We start from the raw sequence: 23697 nt of genomic DNA, 5'->3' as shown, positions 1-23697 counted from the left end.
ACTCATTTTACCCGCTTTTTTATTTGTAATTGATATACTAGAGCTATCTTTGATTCTTGTTGTCACTTATGGATATCCAAACTTATTTATCATCACTCGTTAACCAACTTGCTGCGTCAAACCATCGAGTCGGTCTCACTATCCAAGGGGATGTCGATTGGCAGTCCACCGTAATTAGTTACTTGGCTGAATCTCTGCAATGCTCACTATCAAGCTCTGAGGTTAATCATAAGGTTTTTCTGGTTGGAGAATCAGAGTTAGGTCCTGTTACCAAAAAAGTGGCTTACAACAAAGGTCAGCAATTGCTCGGTCAAGAGTGCCGTTTGTTAATCGTAGATTGCGTAGGGGGCTTTGACGCCAATTCTTTTAGCTCAGCTCTTGGTACTTTAAAAGGGGGAGGGGCTCTTTTAATTTTGAATCCTGAATCTTTGCCGGCAAGTTTTTCATCAGCTTGGTTACAGCGATCATTCGGCTCATTGATTTGTTTAAACCAAAACCTCGTTTTACCAAACTTACCTCTACTCCAAGAGACTCAGACGTTCGATGTTTTTGCTGAACAGAATCAAGCAATAGAGTTAGTAAAAAAAGTGGTCACCGGACATCGGAAAAGACCGCTTGTCTTAACGGCTGATCGCGGTAGAGGTAAAACAAGTGCGCTTGGTATTGCAGCTGCGCAGTTAATGAGTTCGCGCAAAATGCATATTGTTGTGACTGCGCCAAGTTTTGCAAGTGTTCAGCCTTTGTTTGAGCATGCACAGCGTGAACTCCCTGATGGTGATTTGCAACGTGGATGTTTTACGTATCAGTTAAGCCGATTGGAATTTGTTGCGCCAGATGACTTACTAAGTCGAAGTTTCGACTGTGATTTACTATTGGTTGATGAAGCGTCTGCGATTCCTATCCCTATGTTGAAACGCATCACAGAGCAACATCATCGCTGCGTTTTTTCTACCACTGTTCATGGTTATGAAGGGTGTGGTCGTGGTTTTACCTTGAAGTTCCAGCAATGGCTTCGTCAACAGCGTCCAGGTAGTGTCTTTTTTCATATTGAACAGCCTATTCGGTGGAGCCGTGGGGACCCACTTGAGACCTGGCATTATCAAGCGTTTCTTCTTGATGTTGAACTGGAAGAGGTTGAATTAGAAAACCTAGCTCTTGAGGTCATTCAAAATGATTTTTCTTTGGTGGTTCTAGATAAACAAACATTGTTTGAATCGCCAAAACTATTACGTTCTTGTTTTTCACTATTGGTGAATGCTCATTATCAAACGAGCCCTAATGATTTGATGTTGTTGCTGTCAGACGATTCGATGTTACTGCATGCACTCTTTTCAGATGATGTTTGTATCGGTTGTACTATCTCGGTTGTCGAGGGTTGCCTTGACGCTGAACTTGTTGAACAAATTCAACTTGGACGACGTCGACCGAAAGGACATTTAGCACCAGTTACGCTTGCGCATCAGTTGGGTATTACCAAAGCGGCTCTTCAATCTAGTTTGCGTGTAATGCGAATTGCCGTTCATCCAACAGTTCAACGAACTGGAATTGGTGCGCGGATGATTCAGGAGCTTGAAGAGAATAGTGATTTTGATTTTTACTCAACGAGCTTTGGTGCAACAAGTGATTTAGTTTCATTTTGGAAAAAGAATAACTATGTTCCCGTGAAGCTTGGTGTTCAAAGAGACCAAGCGAGTGGGTGTCACTCTTTACTGATGGTTAAAGGTAATCAAGCGTGGATAGAAGATGGAGTTGATTTGTTTTCTTTATCTTTCCATTACTCTCTGTCCGGCATTTATTCAGAACTAGAAGTCGATATGGTGCGCTCTCTTTTTGGCTTACTCGCTCAAGTTAGCGATAAGCAAACTCACGCCTTATCAACACATCCTTTGGTTAAGAATTATTTGGCTGGAGGCGCAAGCTACGAAGCAGTCGCGCCGTTACTAGCTCGTTATATTCAGAGCAACCCAAATCTTATCGTAACTACGTCAGATCTAATTATACGTAAGTTGCTGCAGCATCACACTTGGCAGCAATGTAGTTACGAGTTTTCTTTCCCAGGAAGAAAACAAACAGAATGTCAGTTACGTGAAGATATCAAAGCACTGCTTGTGTGAATTTGAACAAGAGCCAAGATGCTTGCCTTGTCTCTTGTCTCTTGTCTCTTGTCTCTTGTCTCTTGTGCATATTTGGTAATTTACACTGTAAATGAATTTAGTTATCTCGTTCATTGTTTGGTAGCCCAATTTACACTGTAAACTCGGTGGCTACCTTCACCTCTACCTCCAACTCTTCTTTCAACAACCGCGATATAATGAACAGTCATCTCCAAGAGTGAACCACAAATTTACAGTGTAAATCTGTTTTCTGATATAAATATCATTATTGGCAGCGTTTAAGTCCCAACTATAACTAATTGAAAATACGTAATCCGTAAGCTGGTGACATGAAAAGTTACATTTTGAATTGATAATTGATGATTGTTTCCTACACTTTGCATAAGCAACTATATTCTCATTGGGGAGTGTGTCGGTTGGTTGCGATTTAAAAGAGGTGAACGCTTCAATAGGGTGTTTGTGTAGTGATGCAGTTACTTAAGAAGCCAAGACACTATCACTCGCACTCTTTCTTTATATATGACCGTCAGGTCGCGCGTTTGTTGCTTTGAACATTTTATTTAATAGAAGAATCAAATGCTCTTGAAACCGTCTCTGTTTTTAAACTTCCTCTTTTCTTCGTGGTATCGACAACATGGTTGTTAAGTTGGAATGGTGTTTCACATATAGCGCGTTTTCGGGTAGTAGATTCTTTGGTTATATGACGCGGTAGCTATACCGATTTGTCATGTTTAGGGGGGGAAGATGTCAGTATCAGCAGAAGTCGATAGCTGCTCACGAACAGTCACTATTTCTGTTGTGGGGACGTTTGGATTTAACTTAGTTCACCAGTTTCGACGTTGTTACGTTGATAAGCGTGAGTATCAATTCACGATCGATTTGAGGAAAGTGGACTACATAGATAGTGCTGGGCTCGGCATGCTACTTAATATGCACAACTATTTGGAACAATCTGATGGGGATATACGTATTACCAACACCTTGCCACAAGTGCGTAAAGTTCTTTCTATTTCTCGCTTTGATAAAAAGTTTGAGATTGAATGATAGGGTGACGCTATGAGGATTATGATCGTAGACGACCATGAAACGAATAGAGAATTATGTCGCTTCATGTTAACCAATGTCTCTCGGCAGATAGATTGCTTTGAATCCGGTATCGGACTTATTGAAAAAATGCAGCAAATGGATATGTTGCCAGATGTGATTCTACTGGATGTGATGATGCCAGACCAAGATGGCTTCACTACAGCCCAATTGATTCGGGATGCATTTTCGGAACAACATATAGCGATTATTTTTCTAACGGTACTTGACGATAACATCTCGTTTGAGCGTTGCTTAGCGATAGGTGATGACTTTATTTTGAAGCCTGTCGAACGAAATGTGTTACTTGCTAAAGTACAGGCACATATGCGAATCGTGAGGATGCACAACGAAGTAACGACGCAACGAGATGAGCTGAGTCAATTCCATGAGCAAGTACGCTATGACTACGCTATTGCTGAATCTATCTTTTCTAATTTGAAAGAAGAGATGGGGTCTCAGATTAAGAGTATTTATGGCATTAATTATATTTCTACGCCATCGACGATTTTTAATGGTGACCTGATTGTTGTCGCTAACCGACCACACGGTGGTATGTATGTCATGATTGCAGACGCAACCGGACATGGTCTTCCAGCCGCAATTTCTGCGATACCAGCGACAAGAGCATTCTTTTCAATGGCGATGAAAGGTCTATCTCTAGGGGAGATTGTGTCTGAGATCAATGATGCTTTGGTTCGATTCTTACCTATGGGGATGATGCTCTCAGCAAGTATCTTTGAAGTTCGTGCAAATGGTTTCGAAGTTTCTTGGTGGGGAGGAGGATTACCTGATGGTTACATACTGGATGGTGATGGCGAAATAATACGAAAATTGGTGTCAACTCATATGCCGTTGGGAGTTCTGCGTTCACATGAATTTGAAACGAATTTAGTTCATTTGAAAATGGAGCCGGATCAAAAGATAGTCTGTTATACCGACGGTGTTATCGAGGCTAAGAATGGTCAAGGTGAATTATATGGTGAAGAGCGGTTACAGCAAGTACTCAAAAGTGGGCGAGCTGTGATACCGACGCTGTTCGATTCAGTCCGAGATTTTGCTAATCGTTCAGTTGAAGACGACTTGTCAATTCTGTCGATGGAATTTCCAATATCCAGTACTCAAGACTCTCAGTTAGAACAATCAACCGATATCATGAGTCGTTTACCTGTGCATTCGACATTAAACTTTCCTGCAAAAGTACTGAGAACCACAACCGTCATGAATGAGGTTAGACGGTATCTGTCGGGTATTGTCAATGGCGGCCCTCATTTAGATTTAGTTTGCTCGGTATTATCAGAATTGTTTTCTAATGCTATTGAACATGGTTTATTAGATATGGATTCTAGTGTTAAGGAACGGCCTGATGGTTTCTTTTTGTTTTACCAAATGAGAGAAGAAAAGTTAGCTAAGTTAGATGATCGTTTATGGATTAAATTGACGCTCGACTATCAGCCCGGTCAAAACTCGTTGGTAATTGAACTTGAACACAACGGAAAAGGATTCGACTATCAATCAATCCGGCGCGAGAAAAATACAGAACTCACCTACGGGAGAGGTATCGTACTAGCCTCTGAGTTGTGTGATTCTTTAACTTATTCAAAACAGGGGACCGTTGCGACGGCGGTCTATCGCTTCGATACATCACATCACTTTCCATCATCATTGTGAATTTACACTGTAAATGGGTAAGACTGATAAATGTAAGTGATAGACCCAAGTAACTTCACAATATGGTGCTCGCGACAATTATTGAAAGACGAGCCAATGCAGTCATCATTTGATAGTTTCGAACTTACATTGGGAGTAGCTTAACTTTTCAATCTTCGAAGCTTGTTTAAAAAATTAATCACTCTCACTGACGCTCGTATCTTAAACTGATTTAGGTGCGACTCAATGGTTAGAGAAATATTTTCTGCATGGTTTTATTTATGTGTAGCTAGCCTCCTATACTTATTAAGACGAGTGAGAGAAATGTTTTTATCTAGCACAGGCAAGTGAACGAGGAGGTGAATGTGGAACTGCGTAATAAAGCTGGGGACGTAACACAATTGGCTGATAGTTTGACACTCAAAGAAGTGGCAGAAATGGGATTTACTATCGATTTGTGTGACGAAGCGTTTGACCCCGCTGAGCACTGGCAATCGGAAAATACTGGGAATCAAAAACGCAGTGAGTTTCCAAGTGAAGATTAAGCTGATGAAATTAATTACTGGGATGGAATGATCTACATGGCTGAAATATGTTTGACTCGTTTCATCCCTTTTTACGTTTGGTCCTTTTTACCGCTCTTAAGTTACATTGATTCTATCTACAGTGTGCAGAGTGACAGTGTAAAGTTAGTTACTGTGAAAAGTTAGCGTATCAGGACTCATAATAATCCATTCTTTTCTGCTTTAATTGCAACACTAAGTCGATTGAGTAAAGGTCATCGAGCAAGATGATGGTTAGGGCGAGAGATTACTCTTATAGAGAGAATGTATTACTACTCCTTTAATGGCACTCAGAGTCGCTCTAAATGCGTTCTAAAGCGATATTCTGGGTTTCATAACACCATAGAGTAAACGTAATAACGAGCTAGGTAGAGCGTACAGGATGTCATCTCTTCTTATATATCGTTTTAAAGCATGAAGATGCTTTATGGCAGGGAGCGTTTACCAGACTTAGCGATTTTAGCTAGACTCAGTGAGATTAATTTTGTTGCGAGGTGAGTTATAAAACCAGATTATCTATGGGACTATTCAACAAATATGTGAACGCTGTATATAACGGATACATCAAACTGTTAGCTTTTTCATACTTATAAAATAGAGTTTTGTATAAACTGAACAAAAGGAATTATCTCAAAATAGGTTTGTTATGTGGAAAGACCTGGTCTCTTTAACGGATAACGGACTGCAAGTTATCGCTTCTTTACCTTCTGGCGTTGAAGTTCGCAAAAATCTGACGCGATCCGGACTAACTGATGGGTTGGGAATGGTTGGAGCAGAACATTTTTTTCTTTTCGAACAAGCATTAGATGATTTCATTTCGCTTGCTACTTCGGCACATCCGGATGCACAAAATCCCCATGTCATTGCAGAGAAAAAGGATGCACAGGCGTGTCTGATTCTTTCTGAACAAGATTTATTAGCAAGTATGCGTGTTATTGGTGCTTATGGAGGTAAACCTCTCGGCGGCGTACAGCTCATACAGCTTCTTCAGCAAGAAAATGTAACCAAAGGCATTAATAAATTAGCGCTAAAAAAAGTGCTCATAATGAGCCACCAGCTCAAACCTGGTGAGGAATTTGTGCAAGCAGTAGCGCAAGGTAAGCCTCCAATCAATGGTAAAGACGCAAGATTTATCCCTCTGGTTAAAGATGCGAAAAAGCAGCGTCTTACACCTCAAGAGAGGGGAGGCAAAGTTGATATGCTTGATTTAGGGGGCACGATCAATGTTGCTGAAAATCAACCTCTAATGAAACGAATCCCATCCACCAAAGGAACGGATGGGATCACAGTTCAAGGTAAATTGATCCCAGCGAAGCCGGGTAAAGATGCGATGTTAAAAGAAAGTAAGGGATCGGTTATTTCAGCCCAAGATCCGAATATTTTAATCGCTGATCGCTGTGGAATGCCGATCATTAGCGATCGCAGTGTTGAAGTTGATGATGTTCTGAGTCTTTCATCTATAGGTGTTGCGACTGGACATATCAAATTTAAAGGCAATGTTGTCGTTCGAGGCAATATTGAGTCAGATATGATCGTGCGTGCGACGGGAAATCTTATCGTCGATGGTTTTATTGAATCTGCAGATGTGCAAGTTAAGGGGGATATAGAGGTTAAGAAAGGCATTATTGGTCATAACGTGTCCGAGGGGGAGACTCGATCTTGTTTGGTTAAAGCCGGAGGCTCCATTCGTGCCAACTACGCCCAATTTTCAGAATTGCAAGCAGCTCAGGATATTCATCTTTCCGTCCATTGTTTAAATAATGAAATACGTGTTGGTGGGGATCTTGTTGTTTGCGATAGCAATGATCGCCAAGGGACACTTAGCGGTGGTTCAGCCAAGATTGGAGGGAAAGTTATCTGTGTTAATTTGGGAGTAGAGGGTGACACGGCGACCTCTGTTGAGTTGTTTGCTCATTACCAAAAACATAAAGCACGTCAAACCAAGCTAAAAGAGTGTTACAAGCAAGCTCAAGAGGGAACGATGAATGCGATTCGAAAGGAACTGGAATTCAAAAAACGCCCAAAAGGCGAGCGAAACGAGCAAGAACGCGACACAATCGATAGATTGAAACAGAATGCAAATAAACGGCTAGAGCAAGTAAAAGAAGCTAAAGAAGTGCACGATACTCAATTAGAAATGCTGTTAGAAAGGAATACTCTTGTGGTGAAGAGCCGAGTATTTACTCATGTAACGGTTCTATTTGGTAGTGAAAAAGTGATCACAAAACGAACTCATGGAGCCAGTACATTCTCTTTCAATGGCTATGCGATCAAGTGCCAGTCTTTATTTGATAAAGAAGCTTTAGAAGAGGAATTATAAAAGGATCTTTCGATCCTGTGCGCATGTTAACAAATCGTTATTCTCATTCTGATACACAGTCTTCCTATTCCTAAAATAGGAACAACAACTGTTAACTTAAACCTCATTTACTTCCCCATTAATACGCTAAAATAAATCGATAAACAATCCGCAAGCCCTTATATGACGGGATTTGCTGATAATTTTGAATTAGCGATGAGTAATTATGATAACTAGATTCCCGAACGATTTTTTATGGGGTGGTGCAATTGCCGCTAACCAGGTTGAAGGTGCTTTTGACTTGGATGGCAAAGGTCTTTCAACGTCTGACATGCTGCCTAATGGCATTCTTAGTCCACATGAATCCCGTAAAGATCGCGCTGATGGTATTAAAGATCTTGCGATCGATTTTTATCACAGATATCCAGAAGATATCGCTCTTTTTAAGGAAATGGGTTTTACTTGTTTACGCTTGTCTATTGCGTGGACAAGGATCTTTCCAAATGGAGATGAAACCCAGCCAAATGAAGCGGGGTTAGCTTACTATGATCAAATATTTGATGAGTTAGCAAAGCACGACATCACACCATTCGTTACTCTCTCCCATTATGAGATGCCTTATGCACTGACTGAGCAATACGGTGGTTGGGAAAGCCGTGAATTGATCACTTTCTTTGAACGTTATGCGACAACGGTATTTGAACGCTACAAAAACAAAGTTAAGTTGTGGCTGACGTTTAACGAAATCAACATGTCACTGCATGCACCATTTACTGGTGTAGGGCTACCTGAAGAGTCGAGTGAACAAAGGATTTATCAAGCGATCCATCATCAGCTTGTTGCCAGTGCGAAAGCAGTCACCTTATGTCACCAAATAGTCCCAGATGCGAAAATTGGTAATATGTTGTTAGGTGCACTCAATTACCCTTATACGTGTAATCCTGATGATGTTTTGGCATCAATTCATGAAAATAACCAGTGGTTGTTCTTTGGTGATGTGCAAACTCGAGGTAAGTATCCAGGTTATATGTTGCGTTACTTCCGCGAAAATGGCATCACCATCGATATGGAAGTCGGTGATCTTGAAATTCTTGCTAGCGCGAGTGTTGATTTTATTTCATTCAGTTATTACGCAAGTGGTTGTGCAAGTGCCGATCCAAAAGAAAAAGAGGTGGGCAATATTGTTGCAGGGGTCCCTAATCCGTATCTTGAAAAAAGCCAATGGGGTTGGTTGATCGATCCTAAAGGGCTACGAATTTTGTTGAATTTCTTGCACGATCGTTACCAAAAGCCTTTGTTTATCGTTGAAAATGGCTTAGGTGCGCGTGATGAAGTCAATTCAGATGGCGAAATTATTGATGATTACCGAATCAAATATTTAAATGACCATTTAGTTCAAGCTCGTGAAGCAGTACTCGATGGTGTTGATTTGATGGGTTATACCACATGGGGGCCGATAGATTTAGTCGCTAACTCTACGGCTGAAATGAGCAAACGCTATGGTTTTATTTATGTCGATCGTCATGATGACGGAACAGGCACTTTGACACGAACTCGTAAGAAAAGCTTCTACTGGTACCAAGAGGTGATTCGCACTAATGGGGCATCATTGGAAGAGTAGACTCGTTTTCACTGAGTAAGAATATGATTGTTAGGCTCTGCATTGCAGAGCCTTTTTCATAGAGCAAGTGTCATTTTCGAGAAAAACAAACAGACGTTTAATGGCGGGGATTTGGAGACAATACAAATTGTCGATTCGGTTCCATTTTAAGTGGATATTTTTTAAATTACTTTCTTACTATATGAGAAAGCAATGCTTAAATAATTTATATATTCTCGAAGTGTGGGAATACAATTTGATCATCAGATCTGATTAACGATAGAACAAGGGCAAGAACCCGATGAAGCAAACTCATGGGCAAGTAAGCGAAAAAATTCTGCAATTGTTAATGCAAGTTGCCGTGAATGATGAGCCAGTTACAGCAAAAACATTAAGCGAACAGTTAGGGACGCCGATCAGTAGTTTGTATCGACATCTTAAGCTTTTGAAAGAATGGAATTTAATTGAAGAAAGCCCAAGTGACAAAACGTTAATTATTGGTCCAGCAGCACTACTTTTAATGCGCAGCTACGAAACCAGTCAACATGAATTAGAGACGGTAGAAGCGGTATTGAACCGTTTGCAGAAACAAACCGGTGAAATGGCAGCGTACATGGTTCCAGTTGGTTATCGCGCTCTGTGCGTTAGCCGAAAGGAAAGTATGCAGGCATTACGTTGTAGCTACGTTCAAGGCCAAAGCCAGCCGTTATTACGTGGTGCGTCCTCTAAAGTGATGTTGGCTTATATGCCTACGCAGCGTCGCGAAAAGATTTTGCGTTATTTTGGTGAGGCACATCGAATCACTGAATGGCAGCAAGAGCTAGATATGATTCGCAACCAAGGTTATGCGTTGAGCACATCGGAAATTGATCCTGGCGTTTCAGGGATCAGTGCGCCGGTTATGAAAGGGACTAAGTTAATCGGTGCTATTTCTGTCATGGCCCCGGCTCATCGAGTTCAACAGAATCAACAACGGATTATTTTACACGTTCTTCAAGCAGCTAGGGCTTTGCCCCCAGAAAGGTAATTAAATGTTTGGGCTATTTCGACGTAAGCAAGTTAACGATATAAAAGGTTCATCTCCTTATAGTTTAGCGTTATTGAGTGTCAGTGAAAGACTGAAACCTATGACTCAAGTTGAATTCGAAATAGCCAATCAAAGCTTAGAAGAAGTTTTTGACTGGTTATCAGAGCAAGAACAAGGCCATTGGTTTAATGGTGGTCACTTTAATATGAGTGATCAAACCGGTGCGCAGTACCAGCTAAAAATCAGTCGATACTTTGGTTCCAATACTTTGCCAGTAGTATTTACTAATAATACTGAGACCATCCTTCACTCCTTACCCTTGCTAGATTCACCACGAAAAGAGGTGGGAGTTATTCATATAGGACATCAATTTGATCTCAGAGATCCTCTCGATGTTGAACAGGGTTCAGCCTTTCACTTTGCGCTCGCTCGTTACAATGGATGTCGATTGTTCTATCTTGGCGTCGATGATAACCAAAGTATGAAGACGTTCGAATACGCAGAAGATTTAGGCTGTGATTGGATGAAAGCCTCAGAGTGTACTTTTAGCCACCGATTTGCGGTTAAACAACAACTCACGGCTTACCTTGCTCACTGTGATGAAGTCGTTTTGAATATCGATTTGGCCTCTCTATACCCTAAATTACGTTTAGAGCATGGGGATGGTTTGGACGTGCAAATCGTTAATCGTATTATTCGTTTAGTGTTAATGTCGCAAAAGACCAAATTAGTTCAATTAGTCGGATGGAAAGACAAACATATCTATTCTAAAGCAACACAAGGTGTTCTTCATGAAATTGCGACAATGGTGCCTAGTCGAGATTGCGCGGCGTAGCGAAGATACTGTCTTTGGAAAATAGATACACAAGTAAAGCTATTATGTGTTGTCGAGCGATGACTTACAGTGGTGAGGGGAGCTTAAAAGTAATTTGTCATACCCCAAAAACTATAAAAGCTGGCGTTTTAAGCCAGCTTAGACGGGTGTTGCGCGCATTAAGATGCTTTACGTGTATCTCGAGCTTGTTCTTTCCAATATTGGATACGTACGCGATGCAGTTGCGCTTTTCTCATTTTCTTCATGATAATCCCTCACTAAAATAAGGCAGCTCTTCTATGAGCCTTGTTGTATAAAGTTCTTCATGAACACTTCCAATGTAGCGACATTTTGCTAAGAACTCCAGATCAAAAGTCACATTTTTGCTTGAATATCGTACGACGTATGTTTAATAGGTCGATCTCGAGCACACTTTCTTTTATATGCAATGTAAATTCAGCACCTGAGTAACGTTTCGTTCATTTAAGTGACATGTTGTATTGGAGATTTACTGTCATGTGTCTGCTATTTGGTAAGGCGAGCGCTCAGGTGAATTCTTTTTATCCAATCTTACCGATCACTCCTGAGTATTACCCAAGAATATGGTTATAGCACCTTCTATAATTGGAAACTAAATTTCCCATCTATTGAGAATTATTAAATTATTTTCTGTCACGCAATAATCAAAAAAAATGAGTCTTAATAATATTTTTCTTCTAAAAATCAATTGGTTATTTTTTGTGCGCCATATGGTTAATGAACAGAATGGCATATTTTTTGTGATGGTATGATAACTTTCTGATTACTAGTATTGATTATTCTCAACATAATACGTAAGTTGAGGTTAAGTTAAATGATGTCAGAGAGGGAGATAACGCTATGTTTACAGTAGGAATTGTTGCAATTGCGTTTGGCGTGTTTTTTTGTTCTTGGGTATGTCATCATGGTTTACCAATGATGGGGATGCATGTTGATACCGAAGATTCGCTGCTTTTATCTGATGTCATTGGCGAAGATATTCTCGAAGCCTAAGAAAATAATTATGTAGTAATGAATTTTTTACGAACACGTCTATAAGAGTGAATAACGCCCTATCATGTGCCTAATTCGTTTTGACCTGATTGCCTAAACCTCAGTATTACATATCTAATTCTATCCTCTATATTGGTCTTTAATGACAGTTATTATCTTAACCCTCAATACTGCCGTTACGACTCGAAAACGCTAATCCTTGAGATTAAGAATTTGTTCTATTTCATTAATAACCGTTTGGAATCGAGCTGGGTGTGGGCGTCTTTTCTTACTGATTAAGTGTAATTTCTCAACCACATTTTGTTGAGCTTGATATACGCTAATCTGGTCACGATTGACGAAATTTTTTAGCGCATTGTATGGTAGAACAGTGAAACCCAGCCCTTTAGAAACGGGCAATAATATTTGGTTAAGTTGATTTACATAGCCAGTATGCGGAAAATCATCAGTATTTAGGTCACGTAACGCATCTTCATTACAAGTAGAGAAGTAGAGCGAAAGGTAATGTTCTACATCAGGATGTCGTATTAAACCGATACTTTGCAGGTGATTTTGGGTCAGGCTAGAGACTGCCTTGGACTTTGGCATCATTAAACAGAGAGCTTCTTCACCCAGAGGTTTAGTTGCATACCGACCATCTTTGGGTAAATGTCTAACGATACCGAGATCCATTTCGCCAGATAGAATATCGGCAAGAATTTTTTTGTTCGGGGCTGCTTCAAGCTGGATGACTAAGTTTGGATATTTACATTGTAAATCTAATAGCTTGGGATAAAGCAATAAAGCGAGTGAGCCTGAGCAAGATAATGATACTGGACCGGAGAAAGGGTCATCATTATGTAGGCTTGCCAGCAACGCGGTTTCGTTATGAGCATATTGAAGCGCATATTGGTAAACCGCTATTCCTTGTTGGGTTATTTCAAAACTTTTGTTGTATCGCTCAATCAAAGGATAGCCACAAGCTTGTTCGAGTTTTTTGATGTGTTGGCTGACACCTGGCTGGGTCATGTAAAGCTTTTCAGCGGTGCGAGTAAAGTGACCAGTGTCGATCAAGGTTTGAAACGTCTTGAGCCATAATGGATTAAGCATAGAGCAACTCGCTGAATATAACGAATAATTATTAAAGTAAGATAACACTAATTTTTCGTTGTGCCGAATTGGAAACTAAATTTTTAAAGCGGCTGTAATCTAAAGCAGCTTGATAAGCACAATTGAAGTTACTTGGGTATAAACAGCTGTTATTATCCCATTTGATATAGTCGGGGGGCCTCCTGTGAAAGAGGCTGAGATCGCGATGCGAGACCCGTTGAACCTGATTCAGTTAACACTGACGTAGGGAACTATCGTATTTTTTGATCTTTCGCTCTTGGTAGCAGCACAAAAAATACTCTCATCACTCAAGGATTATCATTGTTCTCCTTGTCTAGGTTGAGTTCGTTCCCTACTAAACCGCGTAGGAGCGACAATGCCAAACCAATCCCATATTCCTCATCAAGCGAATGTTTCTGGTGTGAACTCTAGTGTCCAAGAGGATAAACAAAGTCATATCAAAACGACGCCTATTGTATTGACCATCGCGGGATCCGATAGCGGTGGTGGTGCTGGCATTCAAGCGGATATTAAAGCGATTTCTGCAACGGGTAGCTATGCGTGTTCTGTTATCACCGCTATCACAGCACAAAATACCCAAGGTGTATCAGCCATCTTTCCAATTCCTCTCGAGCATGTTGAGCATCAACTTGATGCGGTATTCACTGATCTTAATATTGTTGCCGTTAAAGTGGGTATGTTAGCCGACAGTTCAATAATTCGTGTTGTGGCGAACAAAATCCGGCAGTATCAACCTGCTTTTCTTGTTGTTGATCCTGTGATGGTGGCAACAAGTGGGGATCTTTTATTAGAGCATTCAGCAATCAGTACTTTGAAAGATGAATTGATCCCATTAGCGGATTTGATCACGCCTAACTTACCAGAGGCCGCGGCGTTGACGGGGTATCCGGTGCCGCAAAGCCAAGAGCAAATGGAAGATATGATCGACGATCTGCGGGACTTAGGCGCAAGAGCGGTATTGCTGAAAGGCGGGCATTTAGAACAAGATGAAAACAGCAATGACTTGTTCATTAGTGATCAAGGATTCTCTTTGATCAGTGCGAAACGTTATCCAACGAAAAATACTCACGGAACAGGGTGTACTTTGTCCTCAGCAATTGCTTCTTACTTAGCACAAGGTAATACTTTGCTAAATGCAGCAAAGCTCGGCAAGCACTATATTTCCCAGGCTATTGCTCATGCAGATGAGTTAGATATTGGCCATGGTCATGGTCCTGTTCATCATTTCTTTTCCGGCCACTCAAATGTGCGTTAACAGCGAACTTCAACCGCTCTCATTGTCAGCTTCTTTACCCATGCAAGTTGCCGTGTCTTCATTGCTTGGAATAGAGATCGTCAATGCACGATTACAATATCGAGACAGCGCAGATGCGGTGCTTGATGATTTTACGATGTCAATTCCTGCGGGGAAGTGGAGTTGTATCTTAGGTCGGAGTGGTTGTGGAAAAACCACCTTATTGCGCTATCTTGCCGATTTATTGGGGGACAAAGTGACATGGTCGGGCGAATTGTCGATCAGTGATGGACAGCCTTTAAATCACCGTATTGCTTACATGGCGCAACAAGATTTATTACTGCCATGGCTGACAGTGATGGATAACGTATGTTTGAGTACTAAATTCAGTCCATTTCTAAAAGCGAAAAAGAATAGCAAAGCAGTAACAAGCTCTCCTGGTCATTACCTCGAATCAGCGCAGAAAAAAGCGACAGAATTGCTGGCTCTCGTGGGATTAGAGGAATACGCGAATGTTTTTCCCAGACAACTATCTGGCGGGATGCGACAGCGTGTCGCTTTAGCTCGTACATTAATGCAAGACAAACCAGTCGTGTTAATGGATGAACCTTTTTCTGCACTGGATGCGGTGACTCGTCACAAATTACAAACCTTATCAGCGCAATTGCTGAAAGAAAAAACGGTGATTTTGATTACTCACGATCCCCAAGAAGCCGTTCGATTAGCCGATCGACTTTATGTGATGCAAGGCGTTCCAGCTAAAGCGATTTCACTGCCAGTTCCCCAAGCACTATCTCCTCGAGACATCGATGCTGAATGTGCAGCTTTACAACAGGCAATTTACGCGAAATTGGAGCAGGATCATGAATGACGGTTCGATTTCAATTGGGCGTAGTTTAGTCACCGTTGCGGTAATTTTAGGATTATGGCAGTTGGTTGTGATCTTGTTTGAGATGCCGAGTTTTATTTTGCCAGCCCCGTGGGACGTATTCGAACGACTATTCAGTCGTTTTGATGTGTTACTCAAACACACGTGGGTTACCGCGAAAGAAATTTTACTCGGGCTATTACTTGGCCTCTCCATGGGCTTAATGTTCGCCCTGCAAATGTTGCTATTTAAGCCAATAAAACGTTGGTTGTTGCCTATTTTGATTGCAAGCCAAGCGGTACCTGTATTTGCTATCGCTCCGTTACTGATGCTGTGGTTGGGGTATGGCATTGCGTCAAAAGTAGTGATGGCCGCCATTATTATTTTTTTCCCAGTAACTACATGTTGCTATGACGGTTTACGCAACACACCAAGTGGCTATTTAGATCTTGCCAAGACAATGGGCGCATCGAAATGGCAAAGACTACGCCACATTCAGATACCTGCTTCATTGCCAACACTCGCCTCTGGTCTTCGTGTCGCCGTGGTTATTGCACCTATTGGCGCTGTTGTGGGGGAGTGGGTAGGTTCCAGTGCTGGACTCGGGTATTTGATGTTACAAGCTAATGCTCGGATGCAGATTGATGAAATGTTTGCAGCCTTGTTGATTCTCGCTTTGTTATCTATTTCGCTGTACTTCATTACGGACAAGTTATTGAAGAAATTTATCCCATGGGAAAATTAAATATTAAATAGACCAACCATTAATAAAAATGGTGGTTGATCTATTTGTTTGTTGGACATTTTAAAAGGAATTCATTGTGAAAAATAAGATTCTATTAGGGGCAGCAGCTTTGCTTACCTCTCTAATTTCGAATGTGGCGGTAGCCCAAGAAAATAGACTGACGTTGATGCTTGATTGGTTTGTTAACCCAAACCACGGTCCTATCATCATTGCGCAAGAAAGAGGCTACTTTGCAGATCAAGGGATATCTGTTGAGATTCAAGAACCCGCTGACCCGACAATGCCACCAAAACTGGTTGCGGCTGGAAAAATTGACTTAGCGATCTCTTATCAGCCAAACCTAACGATTGATGTTGCGGCAGGTCTGCCTTTGATTCGCTCCGCGACATTGATCGCAACCCCTTTAAACACACTGATGGTATTGGATAACGGAAAGCATGATTCGTTGCGAGATTTAAAAGGGAAAAAAATAGGCATTGCGATTGCGGGAAATGAAGAGGCAACCATTGGCACTATGCTGAAACAAGAAGGAGTTGAATTAAAAGATGTTGAGATTATCAATATTGGTTGGGCTCTTTCTAGTTCTCTTGCCTCAGGTAAAGTTGATGCGATTTGGGGTGGTTTGCGTAACTTTGAGACCAATCAATTGGCTTTAGAAGGCTATCAAGCGAAAGCCTACTTCCCTGAAGAGCATGGTGTTCCCACTTATGATGAATTGGTCTTTGTTGCAAATGCCAATCACTATGATCGCGCCGCTATCGTGGCATTTAATAACGCTTTAGAGCAGGCGACCAATTATATCGTCAACCACCCTGATGCGGCATGGAATGAATTTGTCGCCTATTCACCAGATACCCTAAATAACGAACTCAATAAACGAGCTTGGAATGATACGTTAACTCGTTTTTCATTGCGCCCATCAGCCGTTGACCTCAAACGATATGATGATTATGCACAGTTCATGTACCAACAAAACATTATCGAAATATTACCAAAAGCTGCTGATTATGTGCCAGTTTTGAACTAATTAACCCGCTTGTATGTCCTTTTTAGATAGAGATTCGACTCAATGAATTACCAAGATCTTATCAATGCATGCCATGAAGATTGGCAGGCCTACACCGAACATGAATTTGTGCAGACATTGGCACAAGGCACACTCGAACATGGCTGTTTTTTGCATTACTTGAAGCAAGACTTTCTGTTTCTCAAGCAATATGCTCGTGCTTACGCGCTTGCCATTTACAAAGCGAAAACGCTAGATGATATGCGCCGTGCATTACCAAGTGTCCATGCTCTACTCGATTCGGAAATTGCCCATCATGTCGCGTACTGTAGTGAGTGGGGGCTCTCTGAGTCTGATTTAGAAAATGAAGATGAGGATTTTGGCACAGTGGCTTATACCCGTTATGTACTCGATGCAGGTATGACAGGAGACTTGGTGGATCTGTACGCGGCTCTCGCCCCTTGTTCTTTAGGGTATGCTGCTATCGGTCTTGCATTGTCTAACAACGAAAAAACAGTATTAGAAAATAATCCTTACGCGAGTTGGATACTGCTATACGGTGGTGAAGAATTTCAGCAAGGGGTCGCACAAGGAGCACTGCATTTTAATCAGTTGTTGGCTGAGATTGATGTAAATAGCCAGCGTGGTCAGCATCTCATTCAAGTATTTAAAACCGCTACTCGTATGGAAGTGGCATTTTGGCAACAAGGTTTGAATGTGGGGGAAGTGAGTAATGCTTAAACAACAAATTATAGAAGCACTAAACGCGGTTCGTGAACAAAAGCCTCTGGTCGTTAATATTACCAACTATGTTGTGATGAATAATACGGCCAATGCGTTATTGGCGCTTGGTGCATCGCCGATTATGGCCCATTCGCAACAAGAGATGGCTGAAATGATGACTTACGCTGGAGCGTTAGTGATTAATATCGGTACATTGGACAGCCAATGGACGCCTCGTATGTTATATGCAGTCCAGCAAGCCAATAAAAACAATAAAGTGGTCGTTTTGGATCCTGTCGGCTGTGGCGCGAGTCGTTTACGAACGGAAACATCACGAGAAATTGCTCGAAGTGCACAAAAGCTGATCATTCGTGGCAATGCTTCTGAAATTATCGCATTGGCCGGAGAGCAAGCACAGAGCAAAGGTGTTGATGCTCTAGATAGCAGCGAAACTGCATTGGACGCGGCGCAGTTTCTGGTTCAAGAATACCAGGCTCACGTGGTGATTTCCGGAGAAACCGATTATGTGGTGTCCCCTGAACAAGTGATTAAGCTTTCTAACGGTAATGCAATGATGCCTTGCGTGACAGGAATGGGCTGTACATTGAGTGCATTGACGGGAGCTTTTGCTGCAGTCGGTGATCACACGGGTTTAGCGGCAGTGGCTATTTTAGGTGTGGTTGGTGAAATCGCTGTAGAGCAATCTAAAGGTCCGGGGTCATTACAAATGAACTTACTGGATGTACTGTACCAACTCGACAACGAAACGGTGTTAAATCGACTTAATATTGAATAGTTTAGTTGAGTGATTGTGTTCTTATACCCGTCATATTGACGGGTTATTGAAATGGTTAAACACGATTTTTGAGGTAAAAGAGTGAATCCATATCGTTTATATTTGGTTACTGATGACCAGCAAGATATTGAGACATTGTGCCATGTGGTCGCTCAGGCGGTTGAGGGTGGAGTGACTATGGTACAAGTGCGAGAGAAACATGGGGATGTTCGCGCCTTTATTGAACGTGCTAATGCGGTAAAAGCTGTACTAAAAGGTACCGGTGTACCATTGATTATTAATGATCGTGTCGATGTCGCTTTGGCGGTCGATGCTGATGGCGTTCATCTTGGTCAGAGTGATATGCCTGCAAAAATGGCTCGCCAACTCATTGGGCCGAATAAACTTTTAGGGCTCTCAATTGAAACTAAAAAGCAACTGGCTGAAGTTGAGCAATTACCGGTAGATTATATTGGGTTAAGCGCCATTTTCGCCACACCCACAAAAACGAATACCAAAACACATTGGGGTATTGAGGGGCTAACCTATGCCCTTGGTCAAACTCCCCTCCCCATTGTTGCTATTGGTGGAATTGATGAAAGCAATATACCGACCTTGTGTGCGACGGGGGTTCATGGCATTGCATTAGTGCGGGCAATCTGTCATGCAGATAACCCTAGATATGCCACGGAACAGTTATTAGAAAAAATGTATTAAGTTGGGCTGCAAATTCTGCGCGGATAAAAGTCGAGGATCTCTCGGCTCTTATCGACACGACATTTTTGTTACTTCACAAAGTGAAGCCTCTCTCAGTTTCCTACAAGTGAGCGAATCTTGCGCCAAATTGACATCAAATTGATAAACCTATCGGTTCTATTCGGCTACTATCTCAATTTGTTACAAGTTGTCTCAACGCTTAGACTTTTCTTGTTTATACAGCATGAAAATTTGTGGCGTTTAACCTTATTGGTCTGATGAAATGATGAAAGCTAACCTACATAACAAGCGCGCAGGACTAACCGTACTGTTTGCCTTTTTAGTTGTAATCGCGCCTATGAGCCTATTGGTCAATTATATTGATTTGCTGGCGCCTGTTTCGGATTTGACCGGTTCGGTGTTTACTCTATTAACGAATTCAGCTGGTAGCAAAGGTTTTGTTATCACCTTAATCGTCTTGAGTCTAGTTTGTCTACGCTTACACTTGCCTCGCCGTACGTTAGTTAAACGAGCTATCCAGCTAGTGATCATTTTGCTGGTGGGTTTTGCGAGTAAAACTGGATTGAAATTGATGACAGAAAGTCCTCGCCCATATACAGAGTTACTTGCTCATCAACTCTTGATCCCACAAGCGGATCATTTCTATAAGCTGAACATCGAGCAACAACACCAGATCATCACGAATATTTCAAAGCGAGTCAGCCATTGGCGCACCGATCACTGGCAAGGTGAAACCGACTACTCATTCCCATCAGGACATACTATGTTTGTCGCAATCTGCTTGGTGATGTTTGGCGGTTTGTTTATGGAACAAAAGCGTTATGGATTACTGCTATTGTTAGGGGCTTGGGCAACAGGCGTCGCGTACAGTCGTCTCTGGCTTGGTATGCATCACCCAATAGATTTGGTCGGTTCGGTCATATTTATTGCTGCGGTTTATACCTTGTTACCGGCAATGAATACCTTGGGCTATCGAGTGACATCATATATTGATTATTGGTTAACGCCGCTTCATCGTTAGTGAGAATTCATTCATCAATTTAGCAACTGATTATCAAATATAAATTGAAAATCTTTTTGAATGGCAGCCGTTTATCCTTTCAATATTTAAGACTAAGATGATTTTCATTGACGAGTTTTCCAGAATGATAAAGGGTACTTAAATGACGAAATTAACAATTGTTGCCAATATCGTAGCGAAGCCAGATAGCATTGAATTAGTGAAATCAGAGTTGCTGAAATTAATCGATGTAACTCGCGGCGAAGAAGGCTGTATCAACTACGACTTGCATCAGGACAATGAAAACCCAGCCCATTTTGTCTTCTATGAGAACTGGACATCGCGAGCGTTATTACAAGCACACTTGGACAATACTCACCTTGCCGCTTATGTGAAGGCGACAGAGGGCGCGGTTGAAAGTTTTACTCTCAATGAGATGACACAAATCGGATAATACGTAGAGCTATCTCTAAATTAGGTCAAGATAAATGGCTTGATTTAGAGTGGACAAAATGTAAGCAGAGATTGTAAAAAAACGCCCTTTGGCTTGTGCTGATGGGCGTTTTTTCTATTTTACTCGTTATAGTTGCTCTTTCAGGACGATTTTAAGCGAGATAATTTTTTATTTGTGTGTTTATTGCACACATTATATTTGCATTATTAAACCTCAAAGCACTTTTTATGTTGGTTGAACGGTATCTTCTGACGCGTTATTTTCACGGTATAACCGCAAAGCGATTGCTGTTGATGTGATGATTTTTCGCTGGATGATGAACTTGATGGGTGAATTGGAACAAAGTCGAGATAGTTTTTTATGCTGTCGAGTTTGTCTGCGTGATAATGAGAAACATACAGCAGCTGACATAATTGTTCGCGAGCGATCAACTCCAGTGCATTCTTAACTAATCGTCGACCCAGATAGTCTAACCCTTGATAAGGTTCATCCAATATTAGTAATGTCGGTCGCTTTACAATGGCACGAGCAATCAGCAGTAGCCTTTGCTGACCATATTCAAGCTGCTTAAATGATGTTTTGGCATAATCTTGCATGTGGAGAATTTTGAGCCAATCACGGGCGATGTTGATTTCATCTTTAGTGGGTTGTTGATAAATCCCAATTGAATCATAGAACCCTGATAGAATAACATCGAGTGCGCAACAATTGACGCGATACTGCAAGTGTAAAGCGGAAGACACCATACCGATGTGTTTTTTGATTTCCCAAATGGTTTCACCAGAGCCCCGCTGACGACCAAATATTTGAATGTTATTGCTGTAACATTGAGGGTGGTCACCAAAAATAAGCCCGAGTAATGTACTTTTGCCACAACCATTTGGACCACTTATTTGCCAGTGTTCCCCTTTCTTGATTTCCCAATCAACCGCCGTGAAAATGGTTTTATCAGTATAGGCGACATGACCATCCGTTAAGGAAAATAGCGGATCATCAAAAGGAGAGAGATAAGTATGGCGGCGAACCAATGACAGCATTTCTTCACTTTGTTGGTCAGCTTGTTGCTTGATTTGTTTAATCACAGGGTGTGAATCCCAACGCCTCTTATCGAGGATACTATCCAGCTTACCCCGTTCAAAAAGCGCAATGTGTTCAATCCATTCGGGTAAATCTTCTTCACGAGAGAAACAGACCAGCATCTGTAGCGACTGTGATAACTTGTGTAGATAAAGCGCTAATGTTTGGCGATGGGCAGTGTCTAGCCCAGTGAAAGGGTTATCCAGCACGAGAAAGTCAGGATCGCTCGCTAATGCCCTGGCTAATATCACTCGGCGAGTTTCACCGGTCGAAAGCACTCTAAAGCCGCTGTTTCTTAGATGAAGCAGATCCAATTCGGTCAGTAGCTTTTCCGTCAGTTGATAATCGTTACTCTGTTCTTGAATTAAGGCTTCGACTCGACTGCCAGTATCTATCCTATCTAAAAAATCCGTATCGTCATTGTTGAGTTCTCGTTCGAGTAGGCGCTGCTGCTCTTCAAGTGAGACTTGGGCGATTCGCCCATCAGTACGTAATAGGCTGCCTTGTTGATACTCGATTTCTCCACACAACAAATCACCAATCAGTGAGCCTGAATCTCCCTCGGTAACGAAAATCCCCCAAGATTGCTGATGTTGGATGTGCCAGTGCTCTATCTGTAATGCATCCACTTTGCCTTGCGCGATCAACCCTGCGAATTGAATATCCATGTAAGTACAGTCCTTATTATTTTGCTTGATCCCAAAGGAAAAGAGTCATGATAGGTTTTACTGTACGAAATTTAGGCACAATGCGAAAGGGTTGAATGGATGAGGAAACAGCGAATAAGAGAATGGGTCATTTTACCGTTAATCCAATTCCTAAGAAGTATTGGCTATTCATTTTATTTGGCCAATGCTCTCATTATTGGTGTTTATGGGAATTCATCCACTTGCCGTCTGTCTATCAGTCGAGCTTTTAAATAGTAGCGGATATCACAGTACCTAAAATTGCATCGTGTTTTTAATGATAAAGAATAGCCAACGAGATAGATCTACCACTAAGTGTTGTTAATTAAATTGAGTTGGTTTGTTTTTAATTTGTGTGGTTTTATTTGTTATATATGATTAAAAATGAATTTATTTAGTACTTCCATTTATTATCTATTATTTAAAATCGATAGAAAAATAATAAAACACCACTGATTTATTATTTTCATATTCTATTTGCCATATAAAAATATGGGTCTAATCAATAAAAACAATTAAATATATTCTTAGTCTGTTTATAAATTAATGAAAACATCATTAAAAAATGAGTCCTAATCGTACAAAACAAGCATTATTTTAGGTCTGCTTTAATAAATATTGGTAAGTAAACACGGATGTTCGTAAGTGTTTATTATTTTGTACACTTCGCAGTTGTGATGTCAAAGAGGATTATTTTTCAGAATATGTTAATTAAATCTCATTAGTAAATACTGGCTATCAAATTACCACCTTAATTGCAATGCATCATTGTCTGATAAATGGTTTTTTTAGTGGCCTTACGTCAAATTATTTAATCAGTATATCGTGTCGTTTTTTGTACAAAACTAGAGCGTTAATTAACTTCAACCAGCATTCCATTCGATAAAGAAATGAATTTAAATCAATCCCGTCGAAAGGAAGCACGGAATAAACAACTTCCTTTATTAATTGAAAATAAAATTGGAGTACACAAATGTCTTATCCAGCAGAACCGTTCCGCATTAAAGCAGTTGAAACAGTATCGATGATTGGCCGTGAAGAGCGTGCTGAGAAGATGAAAGAAGCGGGTTACAACACATTCTTGTTGAACAGTGAAGACGTTTACATTGACCTATTGACT

General features: G+C 41.1%; 20 protein-coding genes and 1 riboswitch. Of the genes, 18 read left to right on the top strand and 2 right to left on the bottom strand.

What is annotated here, in order from left to right; translation table 11 throughout:
- The first annotated feature begins 68 nt into the window (after positions 1 to 68).
- The 9 genes from DZ860_RS20475 to DZ860_RS24515 all read left to right on the top strand — a co-directional run bounded on the left by DZ860_RS20475 (position 69) and on the right by DZ860_RS24515 (position 12182).
- Complete coding sequence (locus DZ860_RS20475) at positions 69 to 2114, top strand: tRNA(Met) cytidine acetyltransferase TmcA domain-containing protein (protein ID WP_120034835.1); 2046 nt, start codon at positions 69 to 71, stop codon at positions 2112 to 2114.
- Between the two features lie 744 nt (positions 2115 to 2858).
- Positions 2859 to 3158 carry an STAS domain-containing protein gene (locus tag DZ860_RS20470; RefSeq protein ID WP_120034833.1) on the top strand — a complete coding sequence of 100 codons (300 nt, stop codon included), beginning with the start codon at positions 2859 to 2861 and terminating at the stop codon, positions 3156 to 3158.
- A gap of 12 nt (positions 3159 to 3170) precedes the next feature.
- Positions 3171 to 4868, top strand: coding sequence for an ATP-binding SpoIIE family protein phosphatase (locus tag DZ860_RS20465; protein WP_120034831.1), 1698 nt, complete (start codon positions 3171 to 3173; stop codon positions 4866 to 4868).
- 344 nt (positions 4869 to 5212) lie between these two features.
- Positions 5213 to 5392 (top strand): hypothetical protein, encoded by a 180-nt coding sequence (locus DZ860_RS20460; RefSeq protein WP_120034829.1) that lies wholly within the window; start codon positions 5213 to 5215, stop codon positions 5390 to 5392.
- Positions 5393 to 6056: 664 nt separating this feature from the next.
- Positions 6057 to 7730: a flagellar assembly protein A gene (locus DZ860_RS20455; protein ID WP_120034827.1), complete on the top strand. Its 1674-nt coding sequence runs from the start codon at positions 6057 to 6059 to the stop codon at positions 7728 to 7730.
- Between the two features lie 208 nt (positions 7731 to 7938).
- A complete protein-coding gene (locus tag DZ860_RS20450) occupies positions 7939 to 9330 on the top strand; it encodes a glycoside hydrolase family 1 protein (protein ID WP_120034876.1) in 1392 nt (463 codons plus the stop codon).
- A gap of 280 nt (positions 9331 to 9610) precedes the next feature.
- Positions 9611 to 10336, top strand: a complete 726-nt coding sequence (locus tag DZ860_RS20445; protein ID WP_120034825.1) for an IclR family transcriptional regulator — start codon at positions 9611 to 9613, stop codon at positions 10334 to 10336.
- A gap of 4 nt (positions 10337 to 10340) precedes the next feature.
- Positions 10341 to 11171 carry an arginase family protein gene (locus DZ860_RS20440; RefSeq protein ID WP_120034823.1) on the top strand — a complete coding sequence of 277 codons (831 nt, stop codon included), beginning with the start codon at positions 10341 to 10343 and terminating at the stop codon, positions 11169 to 11171.
- A gap of 858 nt (positions 11172 to 12029) precedes the next feature.
- Positions 12030 to 12182: a hypothetical protein gene (locus DZ860_RS24515; RefSeq protein ID WP_165862943.1), complete on the top strand. Its 153-nt coding sequence runs from the start codon at positions 12030 to 12032 to the stop codon at positions 12180 to 12182.
- A gap of 192 nt (positions 12183 to 12374) precedes the next feature.
- Here DZ860_RS24515 and DZ860_RS20435 read toward each other — a convergent pair whose 3' ends face one another.
- Positions 12375 to 13271: a LysR family transcriptional regulator gene (locus DZ860_RS20435; protein ID WP_120034821.1), complete on the bottom strand. Its 897-nt coding sequence runs from the start codon at positions 13269 to 13271 to the stop codon at positions 12375 to 12377.
- Positions 13272 to 13432: 161 nt separating this feature from the next.
- Positions 13433 to 13538, top strand: a riboswitch (TPP riboswitch).
- A gap of 109 nt (positions 13539 to 13647) precedes the next feature.
- Here DZ860_RS20435 and thiD point away from each other — a divergent pair.
- From thiD to DZ860_RS20390, 9 genes are all read left to right on the top strand, one after another.
- On the top strand, positions 13648 to 14547 hold the full coding sequence (thiD, locus tag DZ860_RS20430) for a bifunctional hydroxymethylpyrimidine kinase/phosphomethylpyrimidine kinase (protein WP_120034819.1): 900 nt from the start codon (positions 13648 to 13650) through the stop codon (positions 14545 to 14547).
- A gap of 40 nt (positions 14548 to 14587) precedes the next feature.
- Positions 14588 to 15397 (top strand): ABC transporter ATP-binding protein, encoded by an 810-nt coding sequence (locus tag DZ860_RS20425; RefSeq protein ID WP_120034874.1) that lies wholly within the window; start codon positions 14588 to 14590, stop codon positions 15395 to 15397.
- A complete protein-coding gene (locus tag DZ860_RS20420) occupies positions 15390 to 16139 on the top strand; it encodes an ABC transporter permease (protein ID WP_120034817.1) in 750 nt (249 codons plus the stop codon). The genes DZ860_RS20425 and DZ860_RS20420 overlap by 8 nt, the downstream gene beginning before the upstream one ends.
- Positions 16140 to 16212: 73 nt before the next feature.
- Complete coding sequence (locus DZ860_RS20415) at positions 16213 to 17166, top strand: ABC transporter substrate-binding protein (protein WP_120034815.1); 954 nt, start codon at positions 16213 to 16215, stop codon at positions 17164 to 17166.
- Between the two features lie 42 nt (positions 17167 to 17208).
- Positions 17209 to 17886 (top strand): thiaminase II, encoded by a 678-nt coding sequence (gene tenA, locus DZ860_RS20410; RefSeq protein ID WP_120034813.1) that lies wholly within the window; start codon positions 17209 to 17211, stop codon positions 17884 to 17886.
- Positions 17879 to 18664, top strand: a complete 786-nt coding sequence (gene thiM, locus DZ860_RS20405) for a hydroxyethylthiazole kinase (protein ID WP_120034811.1) — start codon at positions 17879 to 17881, stop codon at positions 18662 to 18664. Before tenA ends, thiM begins: the two co-directional genes overlap by 8 nt.
- A gap of 81 nt (positions 18665 to 18745) precedes the next feature.
- Entirely contained in the window at positions 18746 to 19360 is a 615-nt protein-coding gene (gene thiE, locus DZ860_RS20400; protein WP_120034809.1) for a thiamine phosphate synthase, read from the top strand.
- A 265-nt stretch (positions 19361 to 19625) separates the two neighbouring features.
- Positions 19626 to 20381: a phosphatase PAP2 family protein gene (locus DZ860_RS20395; RefSeq protein WP_120034873.1), complete on the top strand. Its 756-nt coding sequence runs from the start codon at positions 19626 to 19628 to the stop codon at positions 20379 to 20381.
- A gap of 142 nt (positions 20382 to 20523) precedes the next feature.
- Positions 20524 to 20814: a putative quinol monooxygenase gene (locus tag DZ860_RS20390; RefSeq protein ID WP_120034807.1), complete on the top strand. Its 291-nt coding sequence runs from the start codon at positions 20524 to 20526 to the stop codon at positions 20812 to 20814.
- Positions 20815 to 21020: 206 nt separating this feature from the next.
- Here DZ860_RS20390 and modF read toward each other — a convergent pair whose 3' ends face one another.
- Positions 21021 to 22559, bottom strand: coding sequence for a molybdate ABC transporter ATP-binding protein ModF (gene modF, locus DZ860_RS20385; protein ID WP_120034805.1), 1539 nt, complete (start codon positions 22557 to 22559; stop codon positions 21021 to 21023).
- Positions 22560 to 23697 lie beyond the last annotated feature (1138 nt).

It is taken from the genome of Vibrio sinensis (assembly GCF_003605645.1).
Classification (GTDB): domain Bacteria; phylum Pseudomonadota; class Gammaproteobacteria; order Enterobacterales; family Vibrionaceae; genus Vibrio; species Vibrio sinensis.
This window is presented reverse-complemented; position numbering and strand designations above follow the sequence as displayed.